The sequence below is a fragment of the Sulfitobacter sp. 1A13679 genome (assembly GCF_043557115.1).
In the GTDB taxonomy this organism is placed as follows: domain Bacteria; phylum Pseudomonadota; class Alphaproteobacteria; order Rhodobacterales; family Rhodobacteraceae; genus Sulfitobacter; species Sulfitobacter faviae.
The window spans coordinates 32,056-56,656 of sequence record NZ_JBIFFO010000025.1; the positions used below are offsets into that span (position 1 = coordinate 32,056).

Sequence of the window (24,601 nt, forward strand, 5' to 3'; positions counted from 1 at the left end):
CAAGCGGAGCCGCAATTTATGGCAAAGCTCTTTTCACGGCGAGCTATTTTAGCCCAAATCGCACTTGGTACAGGTGCCGCGACTGTCGGATTGCCGGTGCAACACGCATTCGCCGCCCGCGATGATCGGCCTTGGGCGTTTTTCACGAATGACGAAGCGCGGTGGATGGCCGCCGTGGTCGATGTTTTCATTCCTCAAGATGAGTTTCCCTCGGCCTCGCAAGCCGGTGTGGTCGACTTTATCGATTACCAGATGGCCACGGCCTATGGCGCGGGGAAAGGGCTCTACCTTGAGCCGCCTTTTCCCGATGGGGCTGTGGCCGAACAGGGATATCAGCTTGAATTCACACCGGCCCAACTCCTCCGCCAAGGGATAGAACAGGCGCGCCAATTGGGGGATTTTGCCACGATGGATGCCACCGCCCGCGCCGATCATGTCGAAGAACTATCGAACCGGGACGATTTTATCGGCACGCTGATCGCCGAATTGTGGAAGCTGACGCGGCAGGGTTATTTCGCCGATCCGATCTATCTGGGCAATCATGATTACGCCGGCTGGCGCATGGTCGGGTTCCCGGGGGCGCATGCCTATTACACTGAGCGGGTGGATGAACACGAACGTTCGGTCACGCCGCCGCCGCGTGGCATTGCCCATGATCGTGGCGGCTCCCCCTACCCGCCCCGCGCGATTGACGGAGGGTCTGACTGATGGCATCCAGAAAGCTTCCCAAAACCGATGTCTTGATCATTGGCGGTGGCTGGACCGGCCTGACCGCCGCCTACGAATTGGCCCATGCCGGGCAGCGCTGCGTGGTGCTGGAGCGGGGCAAACAACGCCATACCGCCACATCCTTCGGCGCGCCCGAGGAACATGACGAACTCAAATACGCCCACCGCTATGAACATATGGTCGACGTCAAGAAAGAGACGCTGACCTTTCGCAACAACCGTGACCAACAGGCACTGCCAATGCGGCGCCTGGGGTCTTTCCTGCCCGGATCGGGCTTGGGCGGTGCAGGCATCCATTGGAACGGCCAGCTATGGCGGCCCCTGCCCTCTGACCTTGAGATGCGCAGCCATTACGAAGAGCGCTACGGCAAGGATTTTATCGGCCCCGACCTCAGCATTCAGGACTGGGGCGTCACCTATGATGAGCTTGAACCGCATCTTGACTTTTTCGAACGGATTTGCGGAGCCGCCGGGCAGGCTGGCAACCTAAACGGCGACGCACTTGCCGGGGGGAACGTCTTTGAGGGGCCGCGCAGCGCGGATTACCCCAACCCGCCAATGCGCCAGCCGATCTCCAACACGCTCTTTGGCAAGGCGGCCGAGCGGATGGGGTTGAACCCCTTCCCGATGCCCTCGGCCAATGTGACCAAAGCCTATGTGAACCCCTATGGCGCGCAGCTGCACCCCTGCACCTATTGCGGCTTTTGCGAGCGTTTCGGCTGTGGCTACTACGCCAAGGCCGACCCGATCATCTGCGTCTATGACCGGATCAAGGACCACGAGAATTTCGAGATCCGCCTGAATGCGCAGGTGCTGCGCATTGAGAAGAGCGAAGACGGCAAGACCGCCACCGGCGCGATCTATCTTGATGAGAACGGCGAAGAAGTTTTTCAGCCCGCCGACACGATCTGCATGAACGCCTATGCGCTGTGGAACGTGCATCTGATGCTCGTCTCCGGCCTTGGCAAACCCTATGACCCCGAAACCCGCACCGGCGTCGTTGGGCGCAACTACAGCTATCAAACCGTGGCCGGGGTCGACGCCTTCTTCGACGACAGCGTGAAAACCGACCCCTACATGGGTGCGGGCGCGCTCGGCGTGGTGATCGACGATTACAACGGCGACAATTTCGACCATAGCGATCTGGGGTTCGTCGGCGGCGGCTATATCGCCTGCAAACAATACCATGGCCGGCCCATCGGCTATCAGCCGGTGCCCGAAGGCACGCCGAAATGGGGCGCGGAGTGGAAACGCGCGGTGCGCGAGAACTACAATCATCACGCCGATCTTGTGGTGCATGGCTCCTCGGTCTCGACGCCCGAGAATTACCTCGACCTTGATCCGACATGGACCGATGCCTATGGCCGCCCGCTGCTACGCATGACCTTCGATTTCCCCGAGAATGACCGCAAGATGTCAGACTATGTGATGCAGCGCGCGATGGAGGTCGCCCGCGAGATGGACAATGTGACTTCCGTTAGCGGCAGCAACAACGCGGCGATCGACAGCCACTATGACATCGTCCCCTATCAGACCACCCATAACGTCGGCGGCGCGGTGATCGGCACCGACCCCGAAACCAGCGTGGTCAACCGCTATGGCCAGATGTGGGACCATCACAACGTCTTTGTTTTCGGTGCCTGCCTGTTCCCGCAGAACCTTGGCTACAACCCCACCGGGCCACTGATGGGCCTCGCCTATTGGACGCTTGAACACATGAAACGCGACTACCTGCCGAACCCCGGCCCCTTGATGGATGCCTAAGACAGATCGAAAGGACCGCCCCATGACATTCCGTACCGTTCTGACGACCTGTAGCGCGATCGCCGTTCTCGGCATTTCCGCCGGTTTCATCCGCGCCCAGAATTACGAGGCCGCCCCCGGGATTTCGGCGATGGAGCAACGTTTGCAGGACGACGTTCTGCGCTTCAATGCGACGGTCAACACCGAGGTCGACGACGATGTGCTGGAACTTGGGCGGCTGGTCGCGATGGGCGGCTCCGAGGCGGGCGACAGCGGCATGGCCTGCATCACCTGCCATGGCGGCGACGGCGCGGGCGACGGTTCGGGCGCTTTCCCACGGCTCGCAGGTCAGGCCGGGTGGTACACTTACAAGCAACTCAAGGACTACGCCTCGGGCGACCGGCAGAACCGTGTCATGTCGGGCATCGCCAAGAAGCTGACCGAAGAAGAGATGGAGGCTGTTGCTGCCTATTACGCCACGATCTCGGCTCCCTACACCCCGCCCTTGAGCGATGTGGACGGCATGACATTGCAATGGGGCGGCCAGCTTGGCGCTGTCGGCTCGGCTGAGCGCGGCGTGCCCGCTTGTGTGAATTGTCACGGGCCAAGCGGCCTCGGCAACCCGCCCTCGGTCCCGTACCTTGCCGGGCAATATGCCAGCTACATGGCGCATCAATTGCAGATGTGGAAAGAGGGCAAGCGCGACAATGACGTGGACAATGTCATGTCCGCCATTGCCAAGAAGATGACCCAGAAAGACAACGAAGCCGTCAGCGCCTATTACAACCGTGTCCGCCCGACGCAGCCGCTGCCGCCCGAGACGTCACCGCTGTTGGAGCCTTCCACGGCGCCGACGCAGTGAGCTGAGGCATGCGCGTCTTCACCGTCATATCGGTTCTGCTGCTGACTGGCCTCGCGATGGTCTGGTCGGCCCTGCCGCCGCAAAGCAGCCTTGCCGCCGCTGTGTCAGGACCGATTCGAGAAGCCTCGCAACAGGTGTCGGACTGGGCCCGGATCAACATTCGCCAAGGACTGGTGGAAAAGACCCCGGATTACGAAGCCGCCTCGCGCCGGTTTCTGGATGCCGACCCGCAGCGCGGGGTTGCCCTGATCCGGCTTCATGGCTGCGGCGCTTGCCACCGCGTGCCGGGGCTGCGCGATGCCCAAGGCACCGTTGGCCCCGACCTGCATGATTTCGCCCGACAATCCTATGTCGCAGGCGTTTTGCCGAACCGCCCCGGCGATCTGACCCGTTGGTTAATGAACCCGCCCGCCCATAGCCCTGAGACCGCCATGCCGAACCTTGGCCTGAAACGTGACGAAGCGCGCGACATCGCCACCTATCTTTTGGGATCGGAGGTGCGCGAATGAGCGAGACCGCACAGTCCACGCTTGGCGAATACGGCGTGCAATCCGCCCTGGCGCCTGAAGGGGTCGGCGCCACGGCGATCAACGGGCTGACCATCGGCATGACGGTCGCTTTCGGCGTGATCTTCGTGCTGCTGCTGCTCTTCGTCTGGGGCGTCCTGGCCGGTAAGCTCGCCCCGCGCAAATGGTGGATCTGGGCGGGGGGCATTGCCCTGCCGCTCGTCTCGGTTCTGATCCTGATGGGCTTTTCCACCGTCATCCTGCAACGCATCACCTTGGAAGACCCCAAGGCGCTGGTCATCGAAGTGACCGGCAAGCAATTCTGGTGGGACGTGGTCTATGACCCCGAAGGCTGGGCCATGCGCGGCGCCAATGAAATCGTCATCCCCAAAGGCCGCCCGGTGACCTTTCGCTTGAAATCCAGCGACGTGATCCATTCCTTCTGGGTGCCCAAGCTTACCGGCAAGATGGATATGATCCCGGGCCGGGTGAACAGCCTGCCGATCATGGCGACCGAAACAGGGCGTTTCCGCGGGCAATGCGCTGAGTTTTGCGGGCTGTCGCACCCCAAAATGGCCTTTGAGGTCGTCGTGATGGAGCCCGAAGACTTCGACGCTTGGATGCAGCGCAGCAGTGGCGAGGCGCGAGACGCGGCCACCACGGAGTTGACCCGCGGGCGCGATGTCTTTGTCGAGGCGGGATGCCCCGCCTGCCATACCATCCGCGGCGTGGCTGAGACCGGAACGCTTGGGCCTGACCTAACCCGCGTGGGCGCGCGCGGCAGTCTTGGCGCAGGAATGTACCGCATGAACCAAGGCACGCTCGCGGGTTGGATCGCGGATCCGACCGCGATGAAACCGGGGGCCAAGATGCCTTCTTACAACCATCTGCCGGGACCCGACCTGCGCGCGCTCTCGGCCTATCTGGCGAGCCTTAAATGACGGACCGTAAAGCATATGTCGTGGATCTGCCCGAGGATCAGACCTATTCCGGCAGCGCCAAGGGCGCGCCGGACAAAGGGTTCGAGCGGATCTGGGACGCCCCGCCGGGCATCCGCTATCTGTCCTCGGTCAGCCACCGGGTGGTGGGCAAACGCTTCCTCGTCACCGGCTTCGTCTTTTTCCTGATCGCTGGTTTCCTCGCCCTTCTGGTGCGCACCCAGCTTATCGTGCCGGACAATACCTTCCTCGACTCCGAGACCTACAATCAGGTCTTCACGATGCATGGCACGATCATGATGTTCCTCTTCGCGATCCCCATGCTGGAGGGGTTCGCGGTGCATCTCATCCCGCTCATGGTGGGTGCACGCGACCTTGTGTTTCCGCGGCTCGGGGCCTTTGGCTATTACTGCTACCTCTTCGGCGGCATCATCGTGCTGTCGTCCTTCGTCTTCGACGCCGCCCCCGCGGGGGGCTGGTTCATGTATGTGCCGCTCTCGACCAGCGCCTATACGCAGGACCTCTCGGCGGATTTCTGGCTCATCGGCATCACTTTCGCCGAGATCGCCAGCGTGACCGCGGCGGTGGAGATCATCGCCGCGATCCTCTGCACCCGCGCGCCGGGGATGAGCCTGACCAAGATGCCGATCCTGATGTGGTATCTGCTGATCACCGCCTTCATGATCGCCGTGGGCTTCCCGCCGCTGATCATCGGCTCGATCCTTCTAGAGGCCGAGCGCCTTCTGGGCCTGCCGTTCTTCGACATCGCGCTTGGCGGCGATCCCCTGCTCTGGCAGCACCTGTTCTGGCTTTTCGGTCACCCTGAGGTCTACATCATCTTCCTGCCCGCCGCGGGCATGGTGGCCACGATGCTGCCGACCTTCGTGGGCAAGCCGCTTTTCGGCTATGGGTTTGCCGTGGCGGCGGTGGTGACGATGGGTTTCCTCAGCTTCGGCCTCTGGGCGCACCACATGTTCGCCACGGGCCTGCCGGTGATGTCGCTGACGCTGTTCTCCGCCGCCTCTACGATGGTGGCGATCCCGACGGGGGTACAGATTTTCTGCTTCCTCGCCACGCTGGCACAGGGAAAGCCGCGGATGGAGGTGCCGATGCTTTTCATCCTCGGGTTCCTGTTCATCTTCGTGCTGGGGGGCCTCACCGGCGTGATGGTGGCCGCGGTACCCTTCAACCTTCAGGCCCATGACAGCTACTTCGTGGTGGCGCATCTGCACTATGTGCTGATCGGCGGCTTCGTCTTCCCGATGTTCGGCGCGCTCTACTACTGGATGCCGCATTTCACCGGGCGGATGATGTCGGACACGCTGGGCCGCTGGGTCTTTTGGCTGATGTTCATCGGGTTCAACGTGACCTTCTTCATGATGCATCTCACGGGCATGCGCGGCATGCCGCGGCGGATCGCCAGCTACCCCGAGGGGCTGGGCTGGGACCGACTGAACATGCTGTCGTCGATCGGCTCTTACATCCTCGCCGCGGGCGTGGTGCTTTTTGTCTTCGACTTCTTCTGGCACCAGCGCAACGGGCTACGCGCGCGGCGCAACCCTTGGGGCGCGGGCACGCTGGAATGGCTCTATCCGCCAATCCCGCCGGGGTTCAACTTTCACGCCATTCCCACCGTCCGCTCGCGTGAGCCGCTCTGGGATCAGCCCGAGTTGCTGGACCGCCCGGCCCATAAGGTCGAAGGCGCGCTGCGCCCCACCACCGACCACCGGCGCGAGACCATGGGCAATGACCCCGTGACCGGCGCACCGATGCAGATCGTGCGCCTGCCCCATCCCACATGGGTGCCGCTGATCACGGCCTTCGGTCTGGCGCTTGGCTTTGGCGCGACGCTGGCTTCGGCCTATTGGCTGGTGGCGGTCGGTTTCGCCATCGCGCTGGCGGGGATCACCGCGTGGATTTGGGAGCCGTCGGACAGCGGCGTGCTGCGCGACAGCGGCTTGGGCAAACTGCGCCTGCCGGTTAATATCGTCGATCCGCGCAGTCACCTGCATTTGGCGGTGGTGGGCACGATGCTGATCTCCGCCGCACTCTTCGCCTCCTTGCTCTTTGCCGGGCTTTACCTGTGGAACACCCAGCCCCATTGGGCCGAGACGACACCCGCCGCTGATCCGCTCATGGCGGGTCTGGCAGCCCTCGCCGCTCTGGGCCTGCTGCTGTTCAGTTGGGCCAGCCGCCGGGCGGCCTATGGGGCCAAGGTCAAATCGGTCATCGCCGTCGATCTGGGACTGGCCGTGGGGGCCATCGCCTTGGGCGCGCTGTTGTTCCTGTCGATCCAAGAGGTCGATCCCTATGGGTCGGCCTATGCCGCCGTGGGCTGGGCGCTCTTCGCCTTCGTGGCGGGATACCTTGCCGTGGTGCTCTACTGGTCGCTGATCAATGCGCTGCGCAAAGCCGTGGGCGCGGTCCAGCCGGGGCAGATGCTGCCCAACCTGCTCATCGCCACATTCGCCAAGGTGGTGGCCATCATGGGCGGGGTCACGGCGGCGGCCTATCTGCTGGCAGGAGGCGCGATATGAGAGGTCTGACCAAAGGCATCGCCAAACCGGCCCTGCTCTGGGCACTGCATTTCACGCTGATCTACGCGCTGATCTCAGCCGCCTGCGCGCCGCGCGCGCTGCTGGGGCAGGACCACCTGCTGATCATCGCCGTCGTGCTGACGCTTGCCATGGCGATGGTGCAAATCTTTTGGATGTGGCGGGGCGCGCATAGCGGACGGCGGTCGGACCTGAACCGGGATGAGACCACCCTTTTGCGCGCGGGATGGTGGACCGGGCTGATCTCGCTCATCGCCACGCTGGCCAATCTAACCCCGGTGCTGATCCTGCCCGGCTGCCACGGATAGAGAGAGAGGAGACCCCTCATGCAACAGGACGCCTATACCCCATTCTGCGGCACACCGCCCCTCCCCGGAGAGCTTTTGACCCGCTGGACCCTCGACCCCTTTCTGCTGGTCGGGCTGCTGGCATTCGCGGCCCTGCTCTGGACGCGGGCCGAGCGGCGGGGCCAAGCGCTGAGCGGTGCTGCGCTGGTGGCGTTTTTGTTCATCTCACCGCTTTGCGCGGCCTCGATGGCGCTGTTCTCGGCCCGGGTGGGGCAGCATATTCTGCTCACGCTGATTGCCGCACCGATGATCGCGGCGGCGCTGCCGAAGGTACGGCTGCCGCTCTGGCCCCTCGTCTTGGTCTTCGCCCTGCTGTTTTGGGGGTGGCACAGCCCGACGCCCTATGCGGCGACCTTGCAGTCCGACCTTGTCTATTGGGCGATGCATCTGTCGCTGACAGGCTGCGCGATTGCGCTCTTCATGGGGTTCCGCGGGGCCGGAGCGCAAGCGGCGGTGCCTGCGGTCTTTACCGCAGCACAGTTGACCGCCTTTGCGGTGACCCTCACCCTCGCCCCCACGGTGTGGCATGGCTGGCACGAGCTGACCGCCCTGCCCTATGGGCTTTCCGCCTTGGCCGATCAGCAACTGGCGGGCGCGCTCATGTGGGTCGCGGGCGGCGGGCTGTTCATGGTGCTGGTGGCGCTTCAGGTGCGGCAACTGCTGCGGCATGACACGCTGGCCCAAAGCGCGGGCTGAGCGGGTCAGCCTGCCGCGAAGGCTCTGGTCAGGTCTTCCTGCCTGTCGCGCGGCAGCACCACGATCAGAACGTCGCCCTCTTGCAGGGTGACATCCCGGCCCGGCAACTGCTCTTCCCCGTCGCGGATCAGCGCGACAAGGCGGCCTAGCCCCGGCAGGTCCAACCGCTCCCCGGCCAAACGCTCGGGCACGGTGACACGGGTCAGCAGCAGATCGTCCTGTAGCAGCGGCTCTTTCATCGCATCGTCATCGCCTGTCAGCATGTCGACGATGTCTTCGGCGACCTTGGCATGGGGGTTGATCACGTCGTCCAAGCCCAACTCGCAACAGACCCGCAGCAGCGCGTTCGAGGTGATCTGCGGGATCACCCGGCCATAGCCGATAGAGCGGCCAATGAGCGCCGCTAGAATGTTAATCTCGGAGGCATTGGTCACGGCGATGCACACGTCGTCTTCGTCGCGAAAGGCTTCGCGCAGCACGTCTGGGTTGCTGCCGTCACCCTCTATCATGCCGCAGTCGATCCGCTCTGCCGCTTGTTCCAACAACTCGCGCGACTTGTCGATCAACACGACCTCGCGGTCGGTTTCGATCAACTCCTCCGCAATGGCGAGGCCAAAGCTCGACGCGCCGATGATGACGATACGCATGGGTAATCTCCTAACTTGGGCGGGTCCAACTGCGTGGCAGCAAAAGCGCCAGCACCGCAATGAATTCCAACCGGCCCAGCCACATGGCAAAGGCGACCGAGAGTTTCAGATCGCCGGGCATGTCCGCCCCCACCGCCCCGGTCGAGAGGCCCACAGTCGAAAGCGCTGAAATCGTGTCGAACAGAGCGGGCAACGGGGGGTAGCCATGGGCCACGAAGTGAAACCACAAGAGCCCTGCAAAGCTGAAATAGATGAGCACCAGCGCCAAAAGCGACACAACCGCTTCGGTCGAGACGGGCCGCCCACTGTGGCGCAGGGGGGCGATGGCATGTTCGGTCAGCCGCACATGCTGCACCGCATGGACCACTGCGCCAATACAGACATGCAGACGGCTGAGCTTAAGCCCCCCCGCCGTCGATCCGGCATCGCCGCCCCAAAGCATCGCCAGCAACAGGATCAGCAACGCGGGACCGGCATCATAGACCGGCCCCGTGGAAAACCCCGCCGTCGTCAGCCCCGAAATCAGGTTCAGCGCATGGGCGTAGAGGGTAAGTTCGCGATCTTGGGAGGTGGTCAGCACCGCAGCAAGGTAAATGACCAACGCCAGTGCAATCGCCACCAGCACGCGCTGGACCGAGCCGAGCTTCCAAGCCTCACGGTGCCGCCCCTGGCCGACAAAGACAAAGACCAGCAGCGATATCGCGCCCAAGACGCAGGACAGGATGACCATGCCCTGCCCCAGCGGAGAATAGCTCGCCAGACTATCGGCCCGGGGCGAAAACCCTGCGGTCGAAATCGCGGCGAGGGTCAGCACCAATGCCTCGCGCCAATCGGGGATCACCAGCATGGTCAGCAGCACCATGACCAAGGTCAGCGCGCTATAGACGGTCAGAAGCTGCCGCGCCTGCTCTCGGGTCGATGAAATGCGATCCCCCTGCTGGATATCGACCCGCCCCAAACGCCGCGCAGGTCGCCCCCGCGGCAGCAGTAGGGCCAGCACCGCCGTAGCGATCACCAGACCTCCGCACCATTGCATCCAGCCGCGCAAGACATGGCCCGCGAAAGGCCAGCTTTCCGCCTCTTGCGCGACGGTAAGGCCGGTGGTGGTGATGCCGCTCACCGCCTCGAAAAACGCATCTATGGGGGGCATGCCAAGGGTGACGAAAGCGGGTGTGGTCAACAGCGCGGCAATGAGAAAGACCAAAGCCACGGTCATCATCGCTTCCATCCCGCGCAGATCATCAGGCAGCGGGCGCGACCGCACCGCGACATGCACCATGCCCGAGAGGACAACCGGCGCGAGCAGGACCAGCGCCAGCAGCAAGTCCCCCTCGGCCAATGCCCAAGCGCCGGGTGGCAGGCACAACGCGCCAAAGATCGGCGCGTGTTTGCCGAGGGTCAGCGCAATTACACGCGGCCGCGCGACGGTCATCACGGTCGAGGATCCCGACCGGAAGAAAGAGGCCGGGCGAATTGCCATCAGCTTGGGGCCATCTGTATCCGTAGTGGTGTAGCTTTATTCCGCATCAGGCGGCGTCTGCTGGTAGTATAGGGCAACCGCGCGGATTTCCTCATCGCTAAGCGATTTGGCGATGTCTTCCATGACGTTAAGCGGCCCATTCGCCCGGTCGCCGTTCTGCCAAGCCACCAGTTGATCGGCGATATACTGCGCCGATTGCCCTGCCAAACGCGGAATCGCCGCGCCGCTTGTGTCGCTGCCACCGTGGCATTGGTTGCAGGCTGGCACGCTGTCACTGCCAGAGGCCGCAAGCGCGCCGCCCTGTTGCACCACATCGGTCGGGGTGCCGTGATCGAACTTGGACAGTTTCGGCGCGACGGAGGCGTAGTAATCCGCCACGGCCAAACGTTCTTCTTCGGTCAACTGCGTGGCGATGGGCACCATGATCGGCGAAAACCGTTCACCCGCCATGAAAGCCTGAAGTTGCGCTTCGATATAATCGGCGGGCAACCCGGCCAGACCGGGCATCTCGCCCAAGCCTGCGCCTGCGTCATCCAGCCCGTGGCAGGCCATGCATTTCATGCCGACGCCGCCCTGCTGCGCGCCGCCTGAGGCGACGGTGCGGCCCAAAGCGGTATCCGGGGCACGTTCGACGCCGCCATCATCGGCGTCGTCAAAGAGCGGTGGCGGAGACTGCGCCGCAGCGGCACAGGCGATGAAGGTGGCAAAGGGAACAAGAATTGAAAGTCGCATGGTCTACCCCTCCTCCAGATCAGCGAACTCGGCCCGCATACGCTTGACCTCTTCGGCGGTGACATCGCCTTCGTAGTCATTGCCCAAGTTGGTTTGGATGTAGGACACGATGGCGGCGACCTGTTCATCGTCCAGCCAATCGGCAAAGGCCGGCATGGCGCCATTGCCTTCGAGGATCAGGTTGACCGGATAGCGCTTGTGCCCCAGCCGCGGGTTGGCGGCCAAAGGGGGGTATTTCCCGGCCCCGTATGCCCCCTCGCCCTCCGGCCCGTGACAGCCCGAACAGGCGCGGCGGTAAAGATCGGCCCCCTCGCTATCGGTGAATTTCTCGGTGGTGGAGCCCAGATCACGCCGGCCGACATCGACCTGAGAATTGTCCTCCTGCGCAAGGCCCGGCGTGGCGAGCGCCATGAGCAGGGGAAAGATCAGATAACGCATGGTTCAACCCTCCTTCACCGCGCGGTCATGGACCTGTCGCACCGCATCCAGAGCGGAGAGCAGAGAGCCTTCCTGCCAGCCCGGCAGATAGCTGATATGCTCCCCCGCGCAGACGAAACGGTTGTCCATGGTCGCAGCGATCTCATAATCGCGACCCCGGTCATCCCAATCGGAATAACAGCCCAGCATCCACGGCACCCGGTGCCAGCTCAGCACCACACCGCTGCTGAATTCATCCCGGTACTGCGGGTGGATCCGCGCGCCCTGCTCCAACACGGTTTCAAGCCGCTCTTCGGGCGACATCGAGTTGAAGGCATAGGCATGCGGCCCATAGGCATAGCAGCCCAGCAGCACGCCCGGCCCATCGGAATGCATCTCAGCCGAGGGATAGCTGATCTCGGCAATCGGCAGGTCGGTCAGGGTGATGCCGCCGTAAATTTGCTCATCCCGTTCCCAAAAGCGGCGCTTCATCTCAAGCCCGGCTTTCACCGCCTCATGGTAATGCAGCGCCCGCATGACGCGGCGCATGTCGGCAGAGACATCGACATCAAGCTGGCTGAGCACGGTGAAGGGGATAGTGCAGATACAGTAATCCGCCGTTTCAACCCCGCCCTCCCCTTCGCCATCGGCGCTGGAATACTCCACCTCGACCCCGCTTTCGGTCTGCCGGATCCGGTCAACCTTGGCGTTATAGGTGATCGTATCCTCCACCTCGCGGGCGAAGGCATGGGCGATCTCCTCCATGCCGCCCACGGGCTGGAACATCGGCGCATGGTGGCGGTAGGTCGTGTGGTTGCGCATCTTCTCCCAAAAGCGGGATTTCAGCAGGTCTTCCAAGGCAATCGGCTCGGAAGGTTCAGGCGCAGCGTTGTAAAGCCCCCCGCCCGGCGCGCCATTCTCAGGATAGCCGCGGTATTCAGCGGTATCGAGACTGGCCTCATAGCTGTAATCATTGTTCAGGATGCCAAAGGATTTCAGGGATTCCAAAAGGATCTCAGTGTCCTCTTTGGTCAGCGCGCTATCAAGCCGCCCTTTGTCCACCGATTTGGCCAGCAACTCCGTGATCTGGCCCACGTAATCCGCCCAAGCATGACCATAGCGAATGGGCTTTCCGTCGAATGCCGTTTGCGAATGGAGATAGGCGTTCTGGTTTTCCTGAACGAAAACTTCCAGCGGCACGTTCAAGCGGTGACAATAGTCCAAGAGCGCTAGATGGTGATGCGGAATGCGCCAAGGACCGATGTTGATATATTGCCCTTTGGAGAATTCGACCTTTTGCTTATAGCCGCCCAATTCTTCGAATTCATCGCCGCCCTTGAGGGTCCAACAACGGCCCCCGGCGCGTTTCTGATACTCTAGAATGCTGACTTCATAGCCCGCGTTGCGCAGCTCCAGCGCGGCGCACATGCCCGCAAGACCCGCCCCAAGCACAACAACCTTGCGCCCCTGAGGCGCGCCGGAAAGTTCGATGGGGCCTTTGTAAGGGCTTTGCCGGGCATGCCCAAGTGAGGACATGGCGTGCAACATGGTGGAGGAACCAGCGGCCAGACCGATCATTTTCAAAAGATCGCGCCGTGAGGGGGGCCGGACGTTGGAGGGGTGGGACATAAAGACCGCTCCTATTTCAGGTAAATTTTTTGACCAATTAACGAAAGAACGCCCGCCGTTGGTCATTGTTCCAAGAAGGTCGGAAAAATCACGATCCGCCGCGATTGAGTTTCATGGCATCAAGCATGACATTGACCTGCGCGGCGTCCTGCGGCGGCACGAGGCCGGTCGCATCCTTGCCTTCCAAAGTGTCCAAAAACGGCTCCACCCCCTCGCCCGCATCAAGCGGGGGAAGCTCTATGCTCTCGACCGGTTTCTGTTGCCCTCTAAGACCGAAGTCCAGCACACCCGCCCGCAGGCGCGCCCAACCGGCCTCGCCCACGATGTCCAACTCAAGGCGCATTTCGCTATCCGTCCAGCCCGCCTCAACCACGCCGGTGACGGGCGGGGTCGCGAATTCGATCAGGGCCGCGCCGTGGTCATCCACCGGCCAGCCAAGCGCGTTGCCCGTGACCGCATGGCCCGAGGCGATGGGGCCGACAAGCCATTGCAGAAGGTCGATGACATGCACCGCCTCATCCACGAACCCGCCATAGCAGGCGCGCGCCGGGTCGGTCATCCAGCAATCGAGGTCGAGCCAATCGGCATAGCCGCCGTCATGGGAAAAGCGTCCGCGGGCCTCTAGCACCCTGCCCAACTCGCCCCGCGCGATACTCTCGTGCAGGTGGTTGAGCGCTGCGGACCTGCGCAGGAAATACCCCGCCGCCAAGACCAAACCCTTTTCGCAGGCCAAGTCAGCGCAGCGGCGCGCCGCTTCGGCGCTGCCCGCCATCGGCTTTTCGACAAAGACCGGCAGACCGGCGTTCAGGGCGGCGGTGATGTCCTCCTCATGAAACACCGTTTCGCTGCACACAATCGCGCCGCGCACATCCAATCGGGCAGGGTCAGTCAGCGCGACCCGGCTGGCCTTGAGCTGGCCACAAAGCGCCTCTCGGCGCGCCTCATCCCGGTCGAAAACATGCGAGACGCGCCAGCCGCGCTGTTCGATATGCGCCAGATGGTCGGACAGATGCACATGCGCCCCGCCGAGCAGAACCAAATTCTTGTCAGTTGTCATAACTGTTTCCCCCCGCATCAATCGCCCAACAGAAAACGTGACAGCGTGATCTGAACCGCGAAAACAGTGTCGCCGCCTTCGGTGTGGTTCACGTAGCTGAGCAATGACGCATCGAGCGGCGCGTTGCCCTCGTCGAGATCGTAGTTCACCCCGACCTCATAGCCCGTATAATCCAGAATATCGTTCCGCTCGACAAAGGCATAGGCATCAACGCGGTCGTTGAACGTATAGCCGCCTTCGAGCTTATAGACCCAATCGCCCCGCTCCGGCTCGACCCCCAGATCGACGGTGGCCCGCCACTCTTCGCTCACGCTATAGTCGAATTTGCCATGCAACTCGCCGCGCACATCGCCCGTCTCATCGCGCAGAAAGCGGGTGTAATAGGCGTCATAGGCCAGTTTCTCCGTGAGATCGCCACGGTGGCCCAGCGTCAGTTCGAATTGCGCGTCATCCCTTGGGTCGTCCAGCGATAGTACGAGGGCGTGGAAATAGGCCGGGCCATAGGCGACCTCCGCAAAAGCCTCGATCTCCGCGCTTTCGGCAGCACCGGGGCCATCGTTGAGACGGTAAAAGAATTTCGGCGTGACGCCCACCTCTAGGCTCCAATCCGAGGCGGAGGTGTTCCGCTCCATCTCCGGGGCTGAGGTTGTTGTCTGATCCACCGTTTGCGCCAAGGCCCCAGCGGGGGCCAGAAGGCATATGAGCGATAGGGTTTTGTGAAACTGTGGCATCCTTTTCTGCCTTTCTGTGAAATCGGTTAATATTCGCGGGGTCTAATCTGCCCCTTCTGCGTGCGTGAGATGGCGCCCGGAAAATGCCCGGGCGATACGAAAAAGCAGCGCGATTTTCTCGCGCTGCTTTGCCGTTCACTTCTCTTGCTTCACCACCTTTTGCGGGTTCTTTGGATCGAACTCCTCGGGGCGGTGCGCCGCGCCTTCGTGATCGTCCTGCGCATTGTGGCGCTCACGATGGGGCGGGCGTTTCTCTTTGGCGTGATCTGGCTCGTTTGGCATGTCACTCTCCTTTTTTGCTATGCGGCGGTGGCCTGCATGCCGGGTTTGAGGACCACTTTGGTCCAGTCGTTCTGGTCGAAGCGGAAGTTGTGATAGCCCTTGGCGGCCTGCTCCAGCGGCAGGCGGTGGCTGATCATGAAGCGGGTGTCGATCTCGCCCTCGGCGATGCGGTGCAACAGCTCCTTTGTGTAGCGCTGCACATGGGTTTGGCCGGTGCGGATTTGCAGACCTTTCTCCATCATCGCGCCCAAAGGGAATTTATCGAGGAAGCCGCCATAGACACCGGGGACCGAGACGCGACCGCCCTTGCGGCAAGCCATGATCGCTTCACGCAGCACATGGCCTCCGTCAGCACCGACGCCGACCGCCTGTTTGACGTTGTCCATCATCGTATCGGGCGCGAAACCGTGGCTTTCCATGCCGACCGCATCAATCACCGCATCGGGGCCGTGACCGCCCGACATCTCCATCAGCGCCTCCAGCACATGGGTCTGGGTGTAGTCGATGACCTTGGCCCCCATCTGCCGCGCGAGGTTCAGCCGGTTCGGGTAGTGGTCGATCGCGATGACCTGCGCGGCCCCCATCTTGAGCGCGCTTTGCACGGCGAAAAGCCCCACCGGGCCGCAGCCCCAAACGGCGACGGTGTCGCCCTCTTCGATGTCGGCGTTTTCGGCGGCCATCCAGCCGGTCGGGAGAATATCCGACAGGAATAGCACATCGTCATCGTCGAACCCTTCGGGAATGACTATCGGGCCCACGTCAGAGAAGGGCACCCGCACATATTCTGCCTGTCCGCCGGGATAGCCGCCGGTCAGATGAGAATAGCCAAACAACCCGCCGACCGCGTGGCCGAATTGCTTTTCGGTCAAATCCTGTTTGTCAGCCGGGTTGGAGTTGTCGCAGGCCGAATACTGTGTCTTTTTGCAGTGAAAGCAGGACCCGCAGGAGATGGTGAAAGGCACCACCACCCGCTGGTCTTTCTTAAGGGTGCTCTTGGGTCCGGTCTCGACCACCCGACCCATGAACTCATGGCCCAGAATATCGCCCGCCATGACGCCGGGGATCACGCCATCATAAAGGTGCAGGTCAGAGCCACAGATCGCGGTCGAGGTGACCTCGATAATGGCGTCGCGGGGGTTGACGATTTCCGGGTCGGGGACCGTATCGACCCGCACGTCGTGCTTGCCTTGCCATGTCAATGCGCGCATGTCTCTCTCCTCACTTGTCCGATTTGCGATTGGCGGAGGTGGCGATCTCGCCGGTCTCCATCAGCATTTTGAACCGCTTCAAATCCCGCCGCCCCTGAAGCGCGGGTTCGGTCTGAAACAGCTTGGCGATCCAGCGCCCCAGCTCCCCGGCGGGCGGGTTATAGGCGATGATCGCCTCCACCTCGGTGCCCCGGTCGCCCGGCGCGTCGCGGAACGAGACTTTCCCCTCGGTATCGATCTGCGAACTGTCGAGGGCGCGCCACGCGATCTCTTTTCCCGGTTTGTCACTGACCACCTCGGTCTCGACCCGCAGGTCTGTCCCCGCCGGGCCTGCGATCATCCAACGGAACTGACCCTTCGCGGCGTCGATCGGCTCGACCGCCTTCACGTTCTCCATGAACTCTGAGAGCTTTGTGAAGTCGCGCCAGTGGCGGTAGAGTTCGTCACGCGGACGGTCGATCGTCACCGTGCGTCCGACAACGGCATAATCCCCGAAACGCGCCTGTTTCGCACTGCGCCCGGGCGCGGAATCTGCTGGCCGATGGCGCAAACCGTCACGATCCCGCCGCGCGGCGTAGAGCGCATAGGCAGAGGCCCCGGCAAGCGCGCCGACGCCGAGCCCCCAGAACAGCGAGCTTTGCCGCTCTGTCAGCGCGTCCCGCGCGCCCTCAGCGGCACTGCGTTGGTCGTAAGGATAAGATGTCATCAAGAAACCTCCTGTTGCTGAATATGGCAGACCGAGTGTTTCAACTGGAACGCGAGGATCGCGGCAGGTGTTCCGAAGAAGTGGCTCCAAAGCGCGGCTCCGGCGGAAATCGACCGATCGCGCGCGGGGGTCGGGCTGCCCCTAACAGGAACCTTTCGGGAAACCGCCCGTTGATCCCCCGCGATCCGGCCCAAAGGAATAATGTAATGACGCCCCGAGAAACTACGCCACATGGTGCCAAAGGCGTGGACAATCCAATTGGTTTAAGAGTTTTGGTCCCTGTCGCTGCCCTAAGCCTGCTCGCCGCTTGCGACGACCTGCGGTTCCCTCGGGATGTGGAAGGCACCCTCGAAACCGTTCTCTCCGATCAGAAAATGACCGTGGCGGTATCGGAAAACCCGCCATGGGTCGTGCTGGCAGACGGCCAGCCGCCGCAGGGGGTCGAAGCCGACCTGACCCGCGCCTTCGCCGAAACCTTGGGGGTGGCCATCGAGTGGAAGCACCTCGGCGCCTTCGCAGCGTTGGAGGGGTTGGAAAAGGGCGACATCGACCTTGCCATCGGGGGTTTCACCCGCAAGGACGTGACCCCGGTAAAAGGTGCCGCGCCGAGTTACGCCTATTTCGAGGAGTCCTTCGTCATCGGCAGCCGGGGGCCAGACGCCTTGCCCGATGGCATCGAAGGCCAACGCGTTTTCGTACCGCCCCACCTGCCCCTCGCCGCGCTGGTTGAAAAGGAAGGCGGCATTCCGGTGGATCAATGGGCGGAAGGTCTCAACCTCGCCGCCCTCCCACATTGGCAACTTGATGAGAAAGACCTTACCGCCACCGAAACCACGCTACAGCGCGCGCAGCATGTCGTTGCCGTGCAGCAGGGCGAAAACGCTTGGCTGATGGAGATCGAAGGCTTTCTTCGAGATGAAGCCGGAACCATCGGGGCGCGTTTACGCGCATCTGCCCCATGACCCGCTCCATCCGCACCATGCCCGAGGCGCAGAAGAAAGCGCTGCACCGCGCGCGCTGGCTTGAGGTCATTTGGATTGCGGTCTTGGCGTCGATCGTGGCGGCGATCTATTTTGCAGTGGGCAGCAGCCAAGCGATGAAAACCGCATGGATCGAAGACCTGCTCAGCTTCGTGCCGCCCATTGCCTTTCTCGTTGGCTCGTGGATCGAAGGATGGAAGCCCAACCGCCGTTTCCCACTGGGCTATATCCGCGTCACATCAATCGCTTATCTGATCAGCGCCGTGTCGCTCGGCGGGGTCGGGATTTTTCTTATCGTCGACTCTTCCATCGCACTGTTCAAGCAGGAGCACCCCACCATCGGCAGTGTCGAGCTTTTCGGCACCACCATTTGGTTCGGTTGGGTGATGATCGCGGCGCTGGCCTATAGCGTCGTGATGCCGGTCATTTTCGGCCATTTAAAAATGAAACCCGCCAGGATGCTCCATGACAAGACGCTCTATGCCGATGCCATGATGAACAAGGCGGATTGGATGACAGGGCTTGCCGGGATCGTGGGCATCCTCGGGATCGGCATGGGCTGGTGGTGGGCCGATGCGGTCGCGGCCATCGTGATCGCATTGGACGTGCTGCATGACGGTTTCAAGCACACCGGCGCGGCCATCCGCGACCTCAGCGATGAGATGCCGCGCACGATTGAAGATAAGGAGTTCGACCCGCTGATCGAAGAGGTGCAGAATACTTTCAACGCGCTGCCATGGGTCTGCGAAAGCCGCCTGCGTCTGCGCGAAGAAGGGCGCTTTCTGACCGGCACGATCTACGTCGTGGCGCATGAAAACGGCGCTACGCCCGAAAGGGTCGAGGCGGCGGAGGCCGAACTGCTCGACCTGCATTGGCGCATTCATGACATCTCGATCATGCCTCGGACCGAAATTGCGGAGTCTGTCACGATTGAAGGGGCGGATGACGGCACTCTGCCGCTGCGGTCCGGCGCCCGGCGGCGTCCGGTGGGGTGACCGGGGGCGGATCGCGTCCGATTTAAAACTAACCTACAGACCTGCCCCCGGATTGCGTTTGCCCCGCGCCATCGCACGCGGGGCAACATTCATCTGGCTTATCCGCCGACCAATGTGCCGCCGTTCGGATGCAGCACCTGCCCGCTCATGTAAGACGAGTCCTCGCAAGCGAGGAACAGCAGCGACGGGGCCACCTCATTCGGCTGACCGGGGCGGCCGAGGGGGGTGTTTTCGCCAAATTCCTCAACCTTATCCGCCGGGAAGGAGGCCGGGATCAGCGGCGTCCAGATCGGCCCCGGGGCCACGCCGTTCACCAAAATACCCTTGGGCGCCAGCTTGCTCGCCATGGCCCGCAGGAAGGACAGGATCGCCCCTTTGGTCGACGCATAATCGAGCAGTAGGTCCTGACCCTTATAGGCGGTGATCGAAGTGACACAGATGATCCGCGCGCCCTTTTTCAAATGCGGCAGCGTTGCCTGCGTCATCAGGATCATGCCGATGATATTGGTGCGGAACGTGCGTTCGATCTGCGCTTCTTCAATGTCTTCGAGGCTTTCCTGCGCGTGCTGTTCGCCCGCATCATTGACGAGAATGTCAATCTTGCCAAAGCTCTCCATCGTGCGGCTTACGGCATCTTTGCAAAAGGCTTTCTCACCGACATCGCCTTCCAGCAACAATGCCCGGCGGCCCTCGGCCTGGACCAATCGCTTGGTCTCTTCCGCGTCGCGGCTTTCGTTGCGGTAGACGATGGCGACATCCGCCCCCTCGCGCGCATAGAGCAGCGCGGTGGCGCGGCCGATCCCGCTGTCGCCCCCGGTGATCAGCGCCACCTTATCCTTGAGCCGGTCGGAACCGGGGTAGCGCGGGGTGTAATCGGGCGCGGGGTCCATCTTATGCTCTCGCCCGGGCTGGCTCTGCGGGCTGTCGAGGGCATCAAAATTCTGATCTGTCATGGTGCATTCCTATCTGTTGTGGCCCCGCGCGGGCGGGGCGTTCAAAAAACTAGGGTTACAAAGGGGCAATGATCGCTTTGCCGGTCTGGTTTCAGCGCGGCAGCGGGATGAGAGAAATTTCGCGCATCACGGGTGTTGCGCGCAGGGGCCGGTCGCCTTTCCGCGTCGCCCCTTCCAGCGGTGGCAAGCTCCCGCCAATCACCAGCGGGCCAAGGAACCAAGCATCAGCCCCATGGTTTTTCAGGTAACCTTGAGAAGGAGTATATCCCATGCGAATGAGCGCATTGCTAATTTTCGGCGCCGGTGCCGCGAGCCTCGCCTATCTGATGAACCGCCAGTCCCGCGCCCAAAGGGCGGTGGCGTATGACCGGGCGCAAGACCACGTCCGCGTCGCAGGCCCGCGCGAGATGGTCGACCCGCCCCGCAAATGGAATATTGTGGACGAGACGGTCGACGAATCCTTCCCCGCCAGCGATCCGCCAGCGACCTATTGATGGCGGGCTGCGCGTGGCCGGTTAGAATACGAAGTTCCGATCCTGCGCCACCGCGCTTTCCGTCAGGTCGCCTTGCAAAAAGATCACCCCATGCGCGCCGAGGCCGACCGCAACACCGCCCTCTCGCGCCGTGATTTCAAGATCATCGAGCCCCCTGATGCCGGAGAGCGAGAGCTGGATCACGTCGACGCCGGGGGTGAAGTCGGTGATGGCATCGCCCGTGGCCACCTCGCCCTCGGAAAAGCCGAAAACGTCGTCGCCGGTCCATCCCGTGACGGTGTCTGACCCCGCCCCGCCGACGACCGTGTCATGCCCGATGCCGCCGTTTAGCTGGTCTTGCCCCTCCCTGCCGGAAAGCTGATCGTCGCCCCGGTTGCCCAGCAGATGGTCATCCCCCTGCTGGCCGATCAATAGGTCATCATCGTCGAAGCCGCGCAGGGTGTCGTCTCCGCCCCAGCCGTGGAGCGTGTCCTCTCCCGGTGCGCCGCGCAGGTTGTCATCACCGCGCCCCCCGGTGAGGCTGTCGTCACCGCCATGGCCATTGATCACGTCGTCGCCATCCCCGCCGTGCAGCGTGTCGTCCTGACCAAAGCCGCCGATCGTGTCGTTTCCATCCGTGCCGGTCAAATCGTCCGCCGCGCCGCTGCCGTCGATCTTTTCCCCGCCCGCTGTCGCCCCGGCATCGAAGGTGATCTCGATCACTTCGAAGGGTTTCAACCGCAGCTCGACCTGCGGGGGTAGGCCAATGGAGTTGTTGAGGTCTTGGAGTTTCAGAGCGCTGACGTCAGAAACTCTGAAATACGGTCGAACCAGGCGTCGATCTCAACGCGCTCCAAGGAATAGCGCGCGCAATAATAAGCGCTTGCGAACTCAGGTGTCTGATTTCCGTTCGGCTCAAAATCATAGAGAGTAACATAGGATTTACGGGTCATTCTGTGTCCTTTCGTGAGGCATAGAGAGGTCGGGCCCAGACAAAAGTTGCCTCGGCGGGTTGTGATGAAGAGGGGTGAAGATCAGCCACGGCAGACTGTTGGGTCTGGCTGATCTTCTGAAGAAAATCAGACTACACGCGTCCGGATAATTTCAGTGCTGCGTTCGATCTTTTCGTTCCGCAACATCTGGAGGTGGCCGGAACGGACCAGACGAACGACGGCGCGAAATCCCATTCCTTCAAGGCCCGTTTTGTCTACAAGGGCCCCGACGGTTGTGATGCCGCATACATTCTTGCAAACATCTTGGGCTACGGGGTCCGCGAAGTCATCGGAACGGCGCACCGAATGAAACAGCGTCGCATTGTGCAACTCAACGGGGCATACGTCCTTCTCCGAAAACAGGCGGAAGTCGTCCCGGAAACATTGAGCGATCGCCTGTTCCTTGATGCGCGCCAGCTTACGAAGATAAGCATCGCTAACCCGTCCCATGGGACGAACGGCATACCCAACTACCTTGCCGTCGTTGCGCCATTGTACGACATTGATGTAGTGGTCGAAGTATTCGCCGTCCTCATCGTACCAAGCGAACCGCACCTGCTCGATAAGATCGAGGGTCGTTGCACGGTAGGCCAGCAACAAATCTGCGTTTTTCTCAAGATGGCTTTCCGTACCAAAGCGCACGCCTTCGCGGTCGCCGAGGATGAGGCCACCGGTAAAGTGCTTGGTGGAACCAATTTGCGTCTTGCGGTTGCCACGGCTGAAGTCGGGAAGGCGGATACCGCTGGATCGGAAGTGATAGGACATAATCGTCTCTTTCTTTCTAACATGGGGATGGAAACGCTGCCCGGAGATCGCGGAAAGCGGCTGATCCCAAAGGCTGCCCCACCCGCTTCATCACAGGCTCCAAATGCCCATTGAGAAACGGTGGAAGACAAGCCTTTCCCTTTTCCATCCGAAGATGGGTTGGGTGGAATCTGTCATGCATTGAAAAACCGATGCCCTTGAAACGACCACGTGGGGGTGATATCGTTCAGTCTAAGTATGAGAGACTTCGGTCTTTTGAAAAAGGTCGCGGTCTGTTGGCGTAGATCGCGATTTTCATTTTCGGCTAGGTCATCTTGGTTCCTTTCGTTTGATGCCACTCATTGTTGATCTGTCTCAACGATAGCTAAAGATCCTCCCTGAAAACATTTTTTCTCATTTAAATCAGCGACTTAGAGAAGGGCCGCAGTTGCGTTTTTCGCATATGTCTGAACCGACGGTTTAGTTTTCTACCAAATTTCCCACACGACATGACCGAACACTTTGCATGAAAATCTGCATGTCAAAGCCTGCGAAAAGAAATCTGACTCAAATAGTCGGAAAATAATTTTTCATGCGGTCATGGGGCCGAACGTGAAAATGCCTCCCCCTTCAAGGGCTACCGTTAAGATCGTGATTCGGGCTTCACAGCCAAAGAATGACCATCAGACCACTTCGCGCGCGGTATGGGGCAAAACCTCAAGGAAGGGTTTGTCGCATTTATCCAATACCATTGTTGGTCTCCTTTAGATGTTGCCGCCTATTTCTTCGTGACCCGGCTTGTTTCATCAAAGCTAGAGACGCCTATTCACCGCGTAAAGTCTTTCACAAGCTTACCTTATGCACTTAGCTCAGGTTTGATTGCGCTCTGTTATGCACTTGAGTCAGGTCAAAGTTTGTGCCTCAGCGCATGAAGGCTGCCGAAGGAAACGAAAGCAGTTCTCGGATAGCATCGTTTGCAGGCTGATGGTCCACTCGCGGGAAATTTAGAGACCCGCGAAGCAGGGCCAGAAGAAGCGTGACTACGAAGAAAAAGGGTCGGCAGCACTCATTTTCTAAATTTCGACAGACCGTCTTCCGGATCATCAATTTCGTAATACTCTAGGAGCTCGGTGTAGCGGTCCCCTTCGTAGGCGTATTCATCGATTACATCATCGCAAAGCAGAGTTCCCCAAAAGCCACCCATAGGCTTTTGCAGCTCCTCGAACATTTCAAGGCGTAGCTTTCTGGCGGGACGATAGCTAAGACCAACAATCTTGGAGAAATTTGCTATGGTTTGGGTACTAAACTTGCCCCCCGCCATGCTTGCAATGATCCACTCTGCTCCTTTGAAACAACCAAGCAAAGATGCGCGTTTTCGATATAAATCCGTGACTGACCGCCCGTGTATTGGTGCCGGCAATTTGGACATTGATACATCCGACGCGTCTTCTGAACCCAGATATCGCCCTCATAATCGCATCTTGGGCATAGATATCCAAGCTTCCAGATCGTATGGAACAGATGCTGTTCACATTCCTCCTCGGTCTTGAAATATTCTGCCACCTTTCCCTTCGGAAAATGTGCGTTTAGCCTCATCCAATGCTGCAGGTCAAAATCTTCAGCTTTAATCCGCAACATCGGGTATGCCCTCGTCTCTATGGTATTTTTGGCGCAGACTATGCTTCGTTCCAGCCCTGCTACACTCAAATAGCTCTGCGACTCAAGGGTTTGCATTCGATTGCGGCCACGGGATATGCCTGCCGTTCCGAAGGAGAATTGAATCAAAAGTCGAGTTCTTCTCCGGAGGGCGACTTACTCATCGACACGGCGATCCTCTTGGAGGTCGCCTTGCTCTATTTGAACTTTTCTATAGTGAGTTTCGGGCCGCATTCGACTGGATCGATGAACTTGGTGCCGTATATGCGCTCACTTTAGGACAAAAACGTGACCTTCCCAGTGGCGTGCTGACTGCTCGACGTTTCTCATAACGACAATAAGCTGAAGGCAACCATTGGCCCCGATTACACCAATCGCTCGAAGCGAACAAAACTACGATCAAATCATCATCAACTATGGCACATTGCCCCTGGACGAATTGTATTTCGAACAGGGTAACTCAATTTGTGTTGATTGTCACTGAGAACTGACCCGGTATTTTCACCGAGATTTGACCCACCCTCAGTTATGCGTCGTGGTTTAT

The 24,601-nt window shown here is 61.0% G+C and carries 26 protein-coding genes and 1 pseudogene; 11 read left to right on the forward strand and 16 right to left on the reverse strand.

Features of this window, described 5'->3' with window-relative positions:
• The first annotated feature begins 96 nt into the window (after nucleotides 1-96).
• From ACGYLA_RS16875 to ACGYLA_RS16910, 8 genes are read left to right on the forward strand one after another with little or no spacing between them, the layout of a single operon-like run.
• Nucleotides 97-708 carry a gluconate 2-dehydrogenase subunit 3 family protein gene (locus ACGYLA_RS16875; RefSeq protein WP_394433985.1) on the forward strand — a complete coding sequence of 204 codons (612 nt, stop codon included), beginning with the start codon at nucleotides 97-99 and terminating at the stop codon, nucleotides 706-708.
• Nucleotides 708-2,492, forward strand: coding sequence for a GMC family oxidoreductase (locus ACGYLA_RS16880; RefSeq protein ID WP_394433987.1), 1,785 nt, complete (start codon nucleotides 708-710; stop codon nucleotides 2,490-2,492). Before ACGYLA_RS16875 ends, ACGYLA_RS16880 begins: the two co-directional genes overlap by 1 nt.
• 22 nt (nucleotides 2,493-2,514) lie before the next feature.
• Entirely contained in the window at nucleotides 2,515-3,333 is an 819-nt protein-coding gene (locus tag ACGYLA_RS16885; protein ID WP_394433988.1) for a c-type cytochrome, read from the forward strand.
• A gap of 8 nt (nucleotides 3,334-3,341) precedes the next feature.
• Complete coding sequence (locus ACGYLA_RS16890; protein WP_394433990.1) at nucleotides 3,342-3,842, forward strand: c-type cytochrome; 501 nt, start codon at nucleotides 3,342-3,344, stop codon at nucleotides 3,840-3,842.
• Nucleotides 3,839-4,780 carry a cytochrome c oxidase subunit II gene (gene coxB / locus ACGYLA_RS16895; protein ID WP_394433992.1) on the forward strand — a complete coding sequence of 314 codons (942 nt, stop codon included), beginning with the start codon at nucleotides 3,839-3,841 and terminating at the stop codon, nucleotides 4,778-4,780. The genes ACGYLA_RS16890 and coxB overlap by 4 nt, the downstream gene beginning before the upstream one ends.
• The gene (gene ctaD / locus ACGYLA_RS16900; RefSeq protein WP_394433994.1) at nucleotides 4,777-7,314 is read left to right on the forward strand and encodes a cytochrome c oxidase subunit I; all 2,538 of its coding nucleotides are present in this window, start codon (nucleotides 4,777-4,779) and stop codon (nucleotides 7,312-7,314) included. The genes coxB and ctaD overlap by 4 nt, the downstream gene beginning before the upstream one ends.
• The gene (locus tag ACGYLA_RS16905; RefSeq protein ID WP_394433997.1) at nucleotides 7,311-7,640 is read left to right on the forward strand and encodes a hypothetical protein; all 330 of its coding nucleotides are present in this window, start codon (nucleotides 7,311-7,313) and stop codon (nucleotides 7,638-7,640) included. Before ctaD ends, ACGYLA_RS16905 begins: the two co-directional genes overlap by 4 nt.
• A gap of 18 nt (nucleotides 7,641-7,658) precedes the next feature.
• On the forward strand, nucleotides 7,659-8,375 hold the full coding sequence (locus tag ACGYLA_RS16910; protein ID WP_394433999.1) for a cytochrome c oxidase assembly protein: 717 nt from the start codon (nucleotides 7,659-7,661) through the stop codon (nucleotides 8,373-8,375).
• 5 nt (nucleotides 8,376-8,380) lie between these two features.
• Here the strand turns inward: ACGYLA_RS16910 and ACGYLA_RS16915 are convergent, their stop codons facing one another.
• The 10 genes from ACGYLA_RS16915 to ACGYLA_RS16960 all read right to left on the reverse strand — a co-directional run bounded on the left by ACGYLA_RS16915 (nucleotide 8,381) and on the right by ACGYLA_RS16960 (nucleotide 17,264).
• Nucleotides 8,381-9,022 carry a potassium channel family protein gene (locus tag ACGYLA_RS16915; RefSeq protein ID WP_394434001.1) on the reverse strand — a complete coding sequence of 214 codons (642 nt, stop codon included), beginning with the start codon at nucleotides 9,020-9,022 and terminating at the stop codon, nucleotides 8,381-8,383.
• Between the two features lie 10 nt (nucleotides 9,023-9,032).
• Complete coding sequence (locus tag ACGYLA_RS16920; protein ID WP_394434003.1) at nucleotides 9,033-10,502, reverse strand: TrkH family potassium uptake protein; 1,470 nt, start codon at nucleotides 10,500-10,502, stop codon at nucleotides 9,033-9,035.
• 36 nt (nucleotides 10,503-10,538) lie between these two features.
• A complete protein-coding gene (locus ACGYLA_RS16925; RefSeq protein WP_394434005.1) occupies nucleotides 10,539-11,234 on the reverse strand; it encodes a c-type cytochrome in 696 nt (231 codons plus the stop codon).
• Between the two features lie 3 nt (nucleotides 11,235-11,237).
• Nucleotides 11,238-11,672: a c-type cytochrome gene (locus ACGYLA_RS16930; protein ID WP_394434007.1), complete on the reverse strand. Its 435-nt coding sequence runs from the start codon at nucleotides 11,670-11,672 to the stop codon at nucleotides 11,238-11,240.
• A 3-nt stretch (nucleotides 11,673-11,675) separates the two neighbouring features.
• Nucleotides 11,676-13,280: a flavin monoamine oxidase family protein gene (locus ACGYLA_RS16935; protein ID WP_322329111.1), complete on the reverse strand. Its 1,605-nt coding sequence runs from the start codon at nucleotides 13,278-13,280 to the stop codon at nucleotides 11,676-11,678.
• A gap of 88 nt (nucleotides 13,281-13,368) precedes the next feature.
• Entirely contained in the window at nucleotides 13,369-14,337 is a 969-nt protein-coding gene (locus ACGYLA_RS16940; protein ID WP_394434010.1) for a Gfo/Idh/MocA family protein, read from the reverse strand.
• 17 nt (nucleotides 14,338-14,354) lie between these two features.
• Nucleotides 14,355-14,999 carry a hypothetical protein gene (locus ACGYLA_RS16945; protein WP_394434012.1) on the reverse strand — a complete coding sequence of 215 codons (645 nt, stop codon included), beginning with the start codon at nucleotides 14,997-14,999 and terminating at the stop codon, nucleotides 14,355-14,357.
• Nucleotides 15,000-15,203: 204 nt separating this feature from the next.
• On the reverse strand, nucleotides 15,204-15,350 hold the full coding sequence (locus ACGYLA_RS16950) for a hypothetical protein (protein WP_156505615.1): 147 nt from the start codon (nucleotides 15,348-15,350) through the stop codon (nucleotides 15,204-15,206).
• A gap of 17 nt (nucleotides 15,351-15,367) precedes the next feature.
• Nucleotides 15,368-16,558, reverse strand: coding sequence for a zinc-dependent alcohol dehydrogenase (locus ACGYLA_RS16955; RefSeq protein ID WP_394434014.1), 1,191 nt, complete (start codon nucleotides 16,556-16,558; stop codon nucleotides 15,368-15,370).
• Nucleotides 16,559-16,568: 10 nt separating this feature from the next.
• A complete protein-coding gene (locus ACGYLA_RS16960) occupies nucleotides 16,569-17,264 on the reverse strand; it encodes an SRPBCC family protein (RefSeq protein WP_394434016.1) in 696 nt (231 codons plus the stop codon).
• Nucleotides 17,265-17,470: 206 nt separating this feature from the next.
• Between ACGYLA_RS16960 and ACGYLA_RS16965 the strand changes: the two genes are divergently transcribed.
• Together ACGYLA_RS16965 and ACGYLA_RS16970 are read left to right on the forward strand one after the other, a co-directional pair.
• Nucleotides 17,471-18,226 carry a substrate-binding periplasmic protein gene (locus tag ACGYLA_RS16965; RefSeq protein ID WP_394434018.1) on the forward strand — a complete coding sequence of 252 codons (756 nt, stop codon included), beginning with the start codon at nucleotides 17,471-17,473 and terminating at the stop codon, nucleotides 18,224-18,226.
• A complete protein-coding gene (locus ACGYLA_RS16970) occupies nucleotides 18,223-19,239 on the forward strand; it encodes a cation transporter (RefSeq protein ID WP_394434020.1) in 1,017 nt (338 codons plus the stop codon). The genes ACGYLA_RS16965 and ACGYLA_RS16970 overlap by 4 nt, the downstream gene beginning before the upstream one ends.
• 98 nt (nucleotides 19,240-19,337) lie before the next feature.
• Here ACGYLA_RS16970 and ACGYLA_RS16975 read toward each other — a convergent pair whose 3' ends face one another.
• Nucleotides 19,338-20,192, reverse strand: a complete 855-nt coding sequence (locus ACGYLA_RS16975; protein ID WP_394434022.1) for an SDR family oxidoreductase — start codon at nucleotides 20,190-20,192, stop codon at nucleotides 19,338-19,340.
• A gap of 275 nt (nucleotides 20,193-20,467) precedes the next feature.
• Here ACGYLA_RS16975 and ACGYLA_RS16980 point away from each other — a divergent pair, with 275 nt between their 5' ends.
• Entirely contained in the window at nucleotides 20,468-20,686 is a 219-nt protein-coding gene (locus tag ACGYLA_RS16980; protein ID WP_394434024.1) for a hypothetical protein, read from the forward strand.
• 21 nt (nucleotides 20,687-20,707) lie between these two features.
• Here ACGYLA_RS16980 and ACGYLA_RS16985 read toward each other — a convergent pair whose 3' ends face one another.
• From ACGYLA_RS16985 to ACGYLA_RS17005, 5 genes and pseudogenes are all read right to left on the reverse strand, one after another.
• Nucleotides 20,708-21,403 carry a calcium-binding protein gene (locus ACGYLA_RS16985; protein WP_394434026.1) on the reverse strand — a complete coding sequence of 232 codons (696 nt, stop codon included), beginning with the start codon at nucleotides 21,401-21,403 and terminating at the stop codon, nucleotides 20,708-20,710.
• Nucleotides 21,404-21,456: 53 nt separating this feature from the next.
• The gene (locus tag ACGYLA_RS16990; protein ID WP_394434028.1) at nucleotides 21,457-21,618 is read right to left on the reverse strand and encodes a hypothetical protein; all 162 of its coding nucleotides are present in this window, start codon (nucleotides 21,616-21,618) and stop codon (nucleotides 21,457-21,459) included.
• 126 nt (nucleotides 21,619-21,744) lie between these two features.
• A complete protein-coding gene (locus tag ACGYLA_RS16995; RefSeq protein WP_394434030.1) occupies nucleotides 21,745-22,422 on the reverse strand; it encodes a hypothetical protein in 678 nt (225 codons plus the stop codon).
• Nucleotides 22,423-23,467: 1,045 nt separating this feature from the next.
• Entirely contained in the window at nucleotides 23,468-23,830 is a 363-nt protein-coding gene (locus ACGYLA_RS17000) for a hypothetical protein (protein ID WP_394434032.1), read from the reverse strand.
• A 38-nt stretch (nucleotides 23,831-23,868) separates the two neighbouring features.
• A pseudogene (locus ACGYLA_RS17005) lies at nucleotides 23,869-24,135 on the reverse strand (hypothetical protein); the annotation flags it as partial.
• Between the last annotated feature and the right edge of the window lie 466 nt (nucleotides 24,136-24,601).

Coding starts and splice junctions, on each gene's coding strand:
- ACGYLA_RS16880 (WP_394433987.1), top strand. CDS start 708: ATGGCATCCAGAAAGCTTCCCAAAACCGATGTCTTGATCATTGGCGGT.
- ACGYLA_RS16885 (WP_394433988.1), top strand. CDS start 2,515: ATGACATTCCGTACCGTTCTGACGACCTGTAGCGCGATCGCCGTTCTC.
- ACGYLA_RS16890 (WP_394433990.1), top strand. CDS start 3,342: ATGCGCGTCTTCACCGTCATATCGGTTCTGCTGCTGACTGGCCTCGCG.
- coxB (WP_394433992.1), top strand. CDS start 3,839: ATGAGCGAGACCGCACAGTCCACGCTTGGCGAATACGGCGTGCAATCC.
- ctaD (WP_394433994.1), top strand. CDS start 4,777: ATGACGGACCGTAAAGCATATGTCGTGGATCTGCCCGAGGATCAGACC.
- ACGYLA_RS16905 (WP_394433997.1), top strand. CDS start 7,311: ATGAGAGGTCTGACCAAAGGCATCGCCAAACCGGCCCTGCTCTGGGCA.
- ACGYLA_RS16910 (WP_394433999.1), top strand. CDS start 7,659: ATGCAACAGGACGCCTATACCCCATTCTGCGGCACACCGCCCCTCCCC.
- ACGYLA_RS16915 (WP_394434001.1), bottom strand. CDS start 9,022: ATGCGTATCGTCATCATCGGCGCGTCGAGCTTTGGCCTCGCCATTGCG.
- ACGYLA_RS16920 (WP_394434003.1), bottom strand. CDS start 10,502: ATGGCAATTCGCCCGGCCTCTTTCTTCCGGTCGGGATCCTCGACCGTG.
- ACGYLA_RS16925 (WP_394434005.1), bottom strand. CDS start 11,234: ATGCGACTTTCAATTCTTGTTCCCTTTGCCACCTTCATCGCCTGTGCC.
- ACGYLA_RS16930 (WP_394434007.1), bottom strand. CDS start 11,672: ATGCGTTATCTGATCTTTCCCCTGCTCATGGCGCTCGCCACGCCGGGC.
- ACGYLA_RS16935 (WP_322329111.1), bottom strand. CDS start 13,280: ATGTCCCACCCCTCCAACGTCCGGCCCCCCTCACGGCGCGATCTTTTG.
- ACGYLA_RS16940 (WP_394434010.1), bottom strand. CDS start 14,337: ATGACAACTGACAAGAATTTGGTTCTGCTCGGCGGGGCGCATGTGCAT.
- ACGYLA_RS16950 (WP_156505615.1), bottom strand. CDS start 15,350: ATGCCAAACGAGCCAGATCACGCCAAAGAGAAACGCCCGCCCCATCGT.
- ACGYLA_RS16955 (WP_394434014.1), bottom strand. CDS start 16,558: ATGCGCGCATTGACATGGCAAGGCAAGCACGACGTGCGGGTCGATACG.
- ACGYLA_RS16960 (WP_394434016.1), bottom strand. CDS start 17,264: ATGACATCTTATCCTTACGACCAACGCAGTGCCGCTGAGGGCGCGCGG.
- ACGYLA_RS16965 (WP_394434018.1), top strand. CDS start 17,471: ATGACGCCCCGAGAAACTACGCCACATGGTGCCAAAGGCGTGGACAAT.
- ACGYLA_RS16970 (WP_394434020.1), top strand. CDS start 18,223: ATGACCCGCTCCATCCGCACCATGCCCGAGGCGCAGAAGAAAGCGCTG.
- ACGYLA_RS16975 (WP_394434022.1), bottom strand. CDS start 20,192: ATGACAGATCAGAATTTTGATGCCCTCGACAGCCCGCAGAGCCAGCCC.
- ACGYLA_RS16980 (WP_394434024.1), top strand. CDS start 20,468: ATGAGCGCATTGCTAATTTTCGGCGCCGGTGCCGCGAGCCTCGCCTAT.
- ACGYLA_RS16990 (WP_394434028.1), bottom strand. CDS start 21,618: ATGACCCGTAAATCCTATGTTACTCTCTATGATTTTGAGCCGAACGGA.
- ACGYLA_RS16995 (WP_394434030.1), bottom strand. CDS start 22,422: ATGTCCTATCACTTCCGATCCAGCGGTATCCGCCTTCCCGACTTCAGC.
- ACGYLA_RS17000 (WP_394434032.1), bottom strand. CDS start 23,830: ATGTCCAAATTGCCGGCACCAATACACGGGCGGTCAGTCACGGATTTA.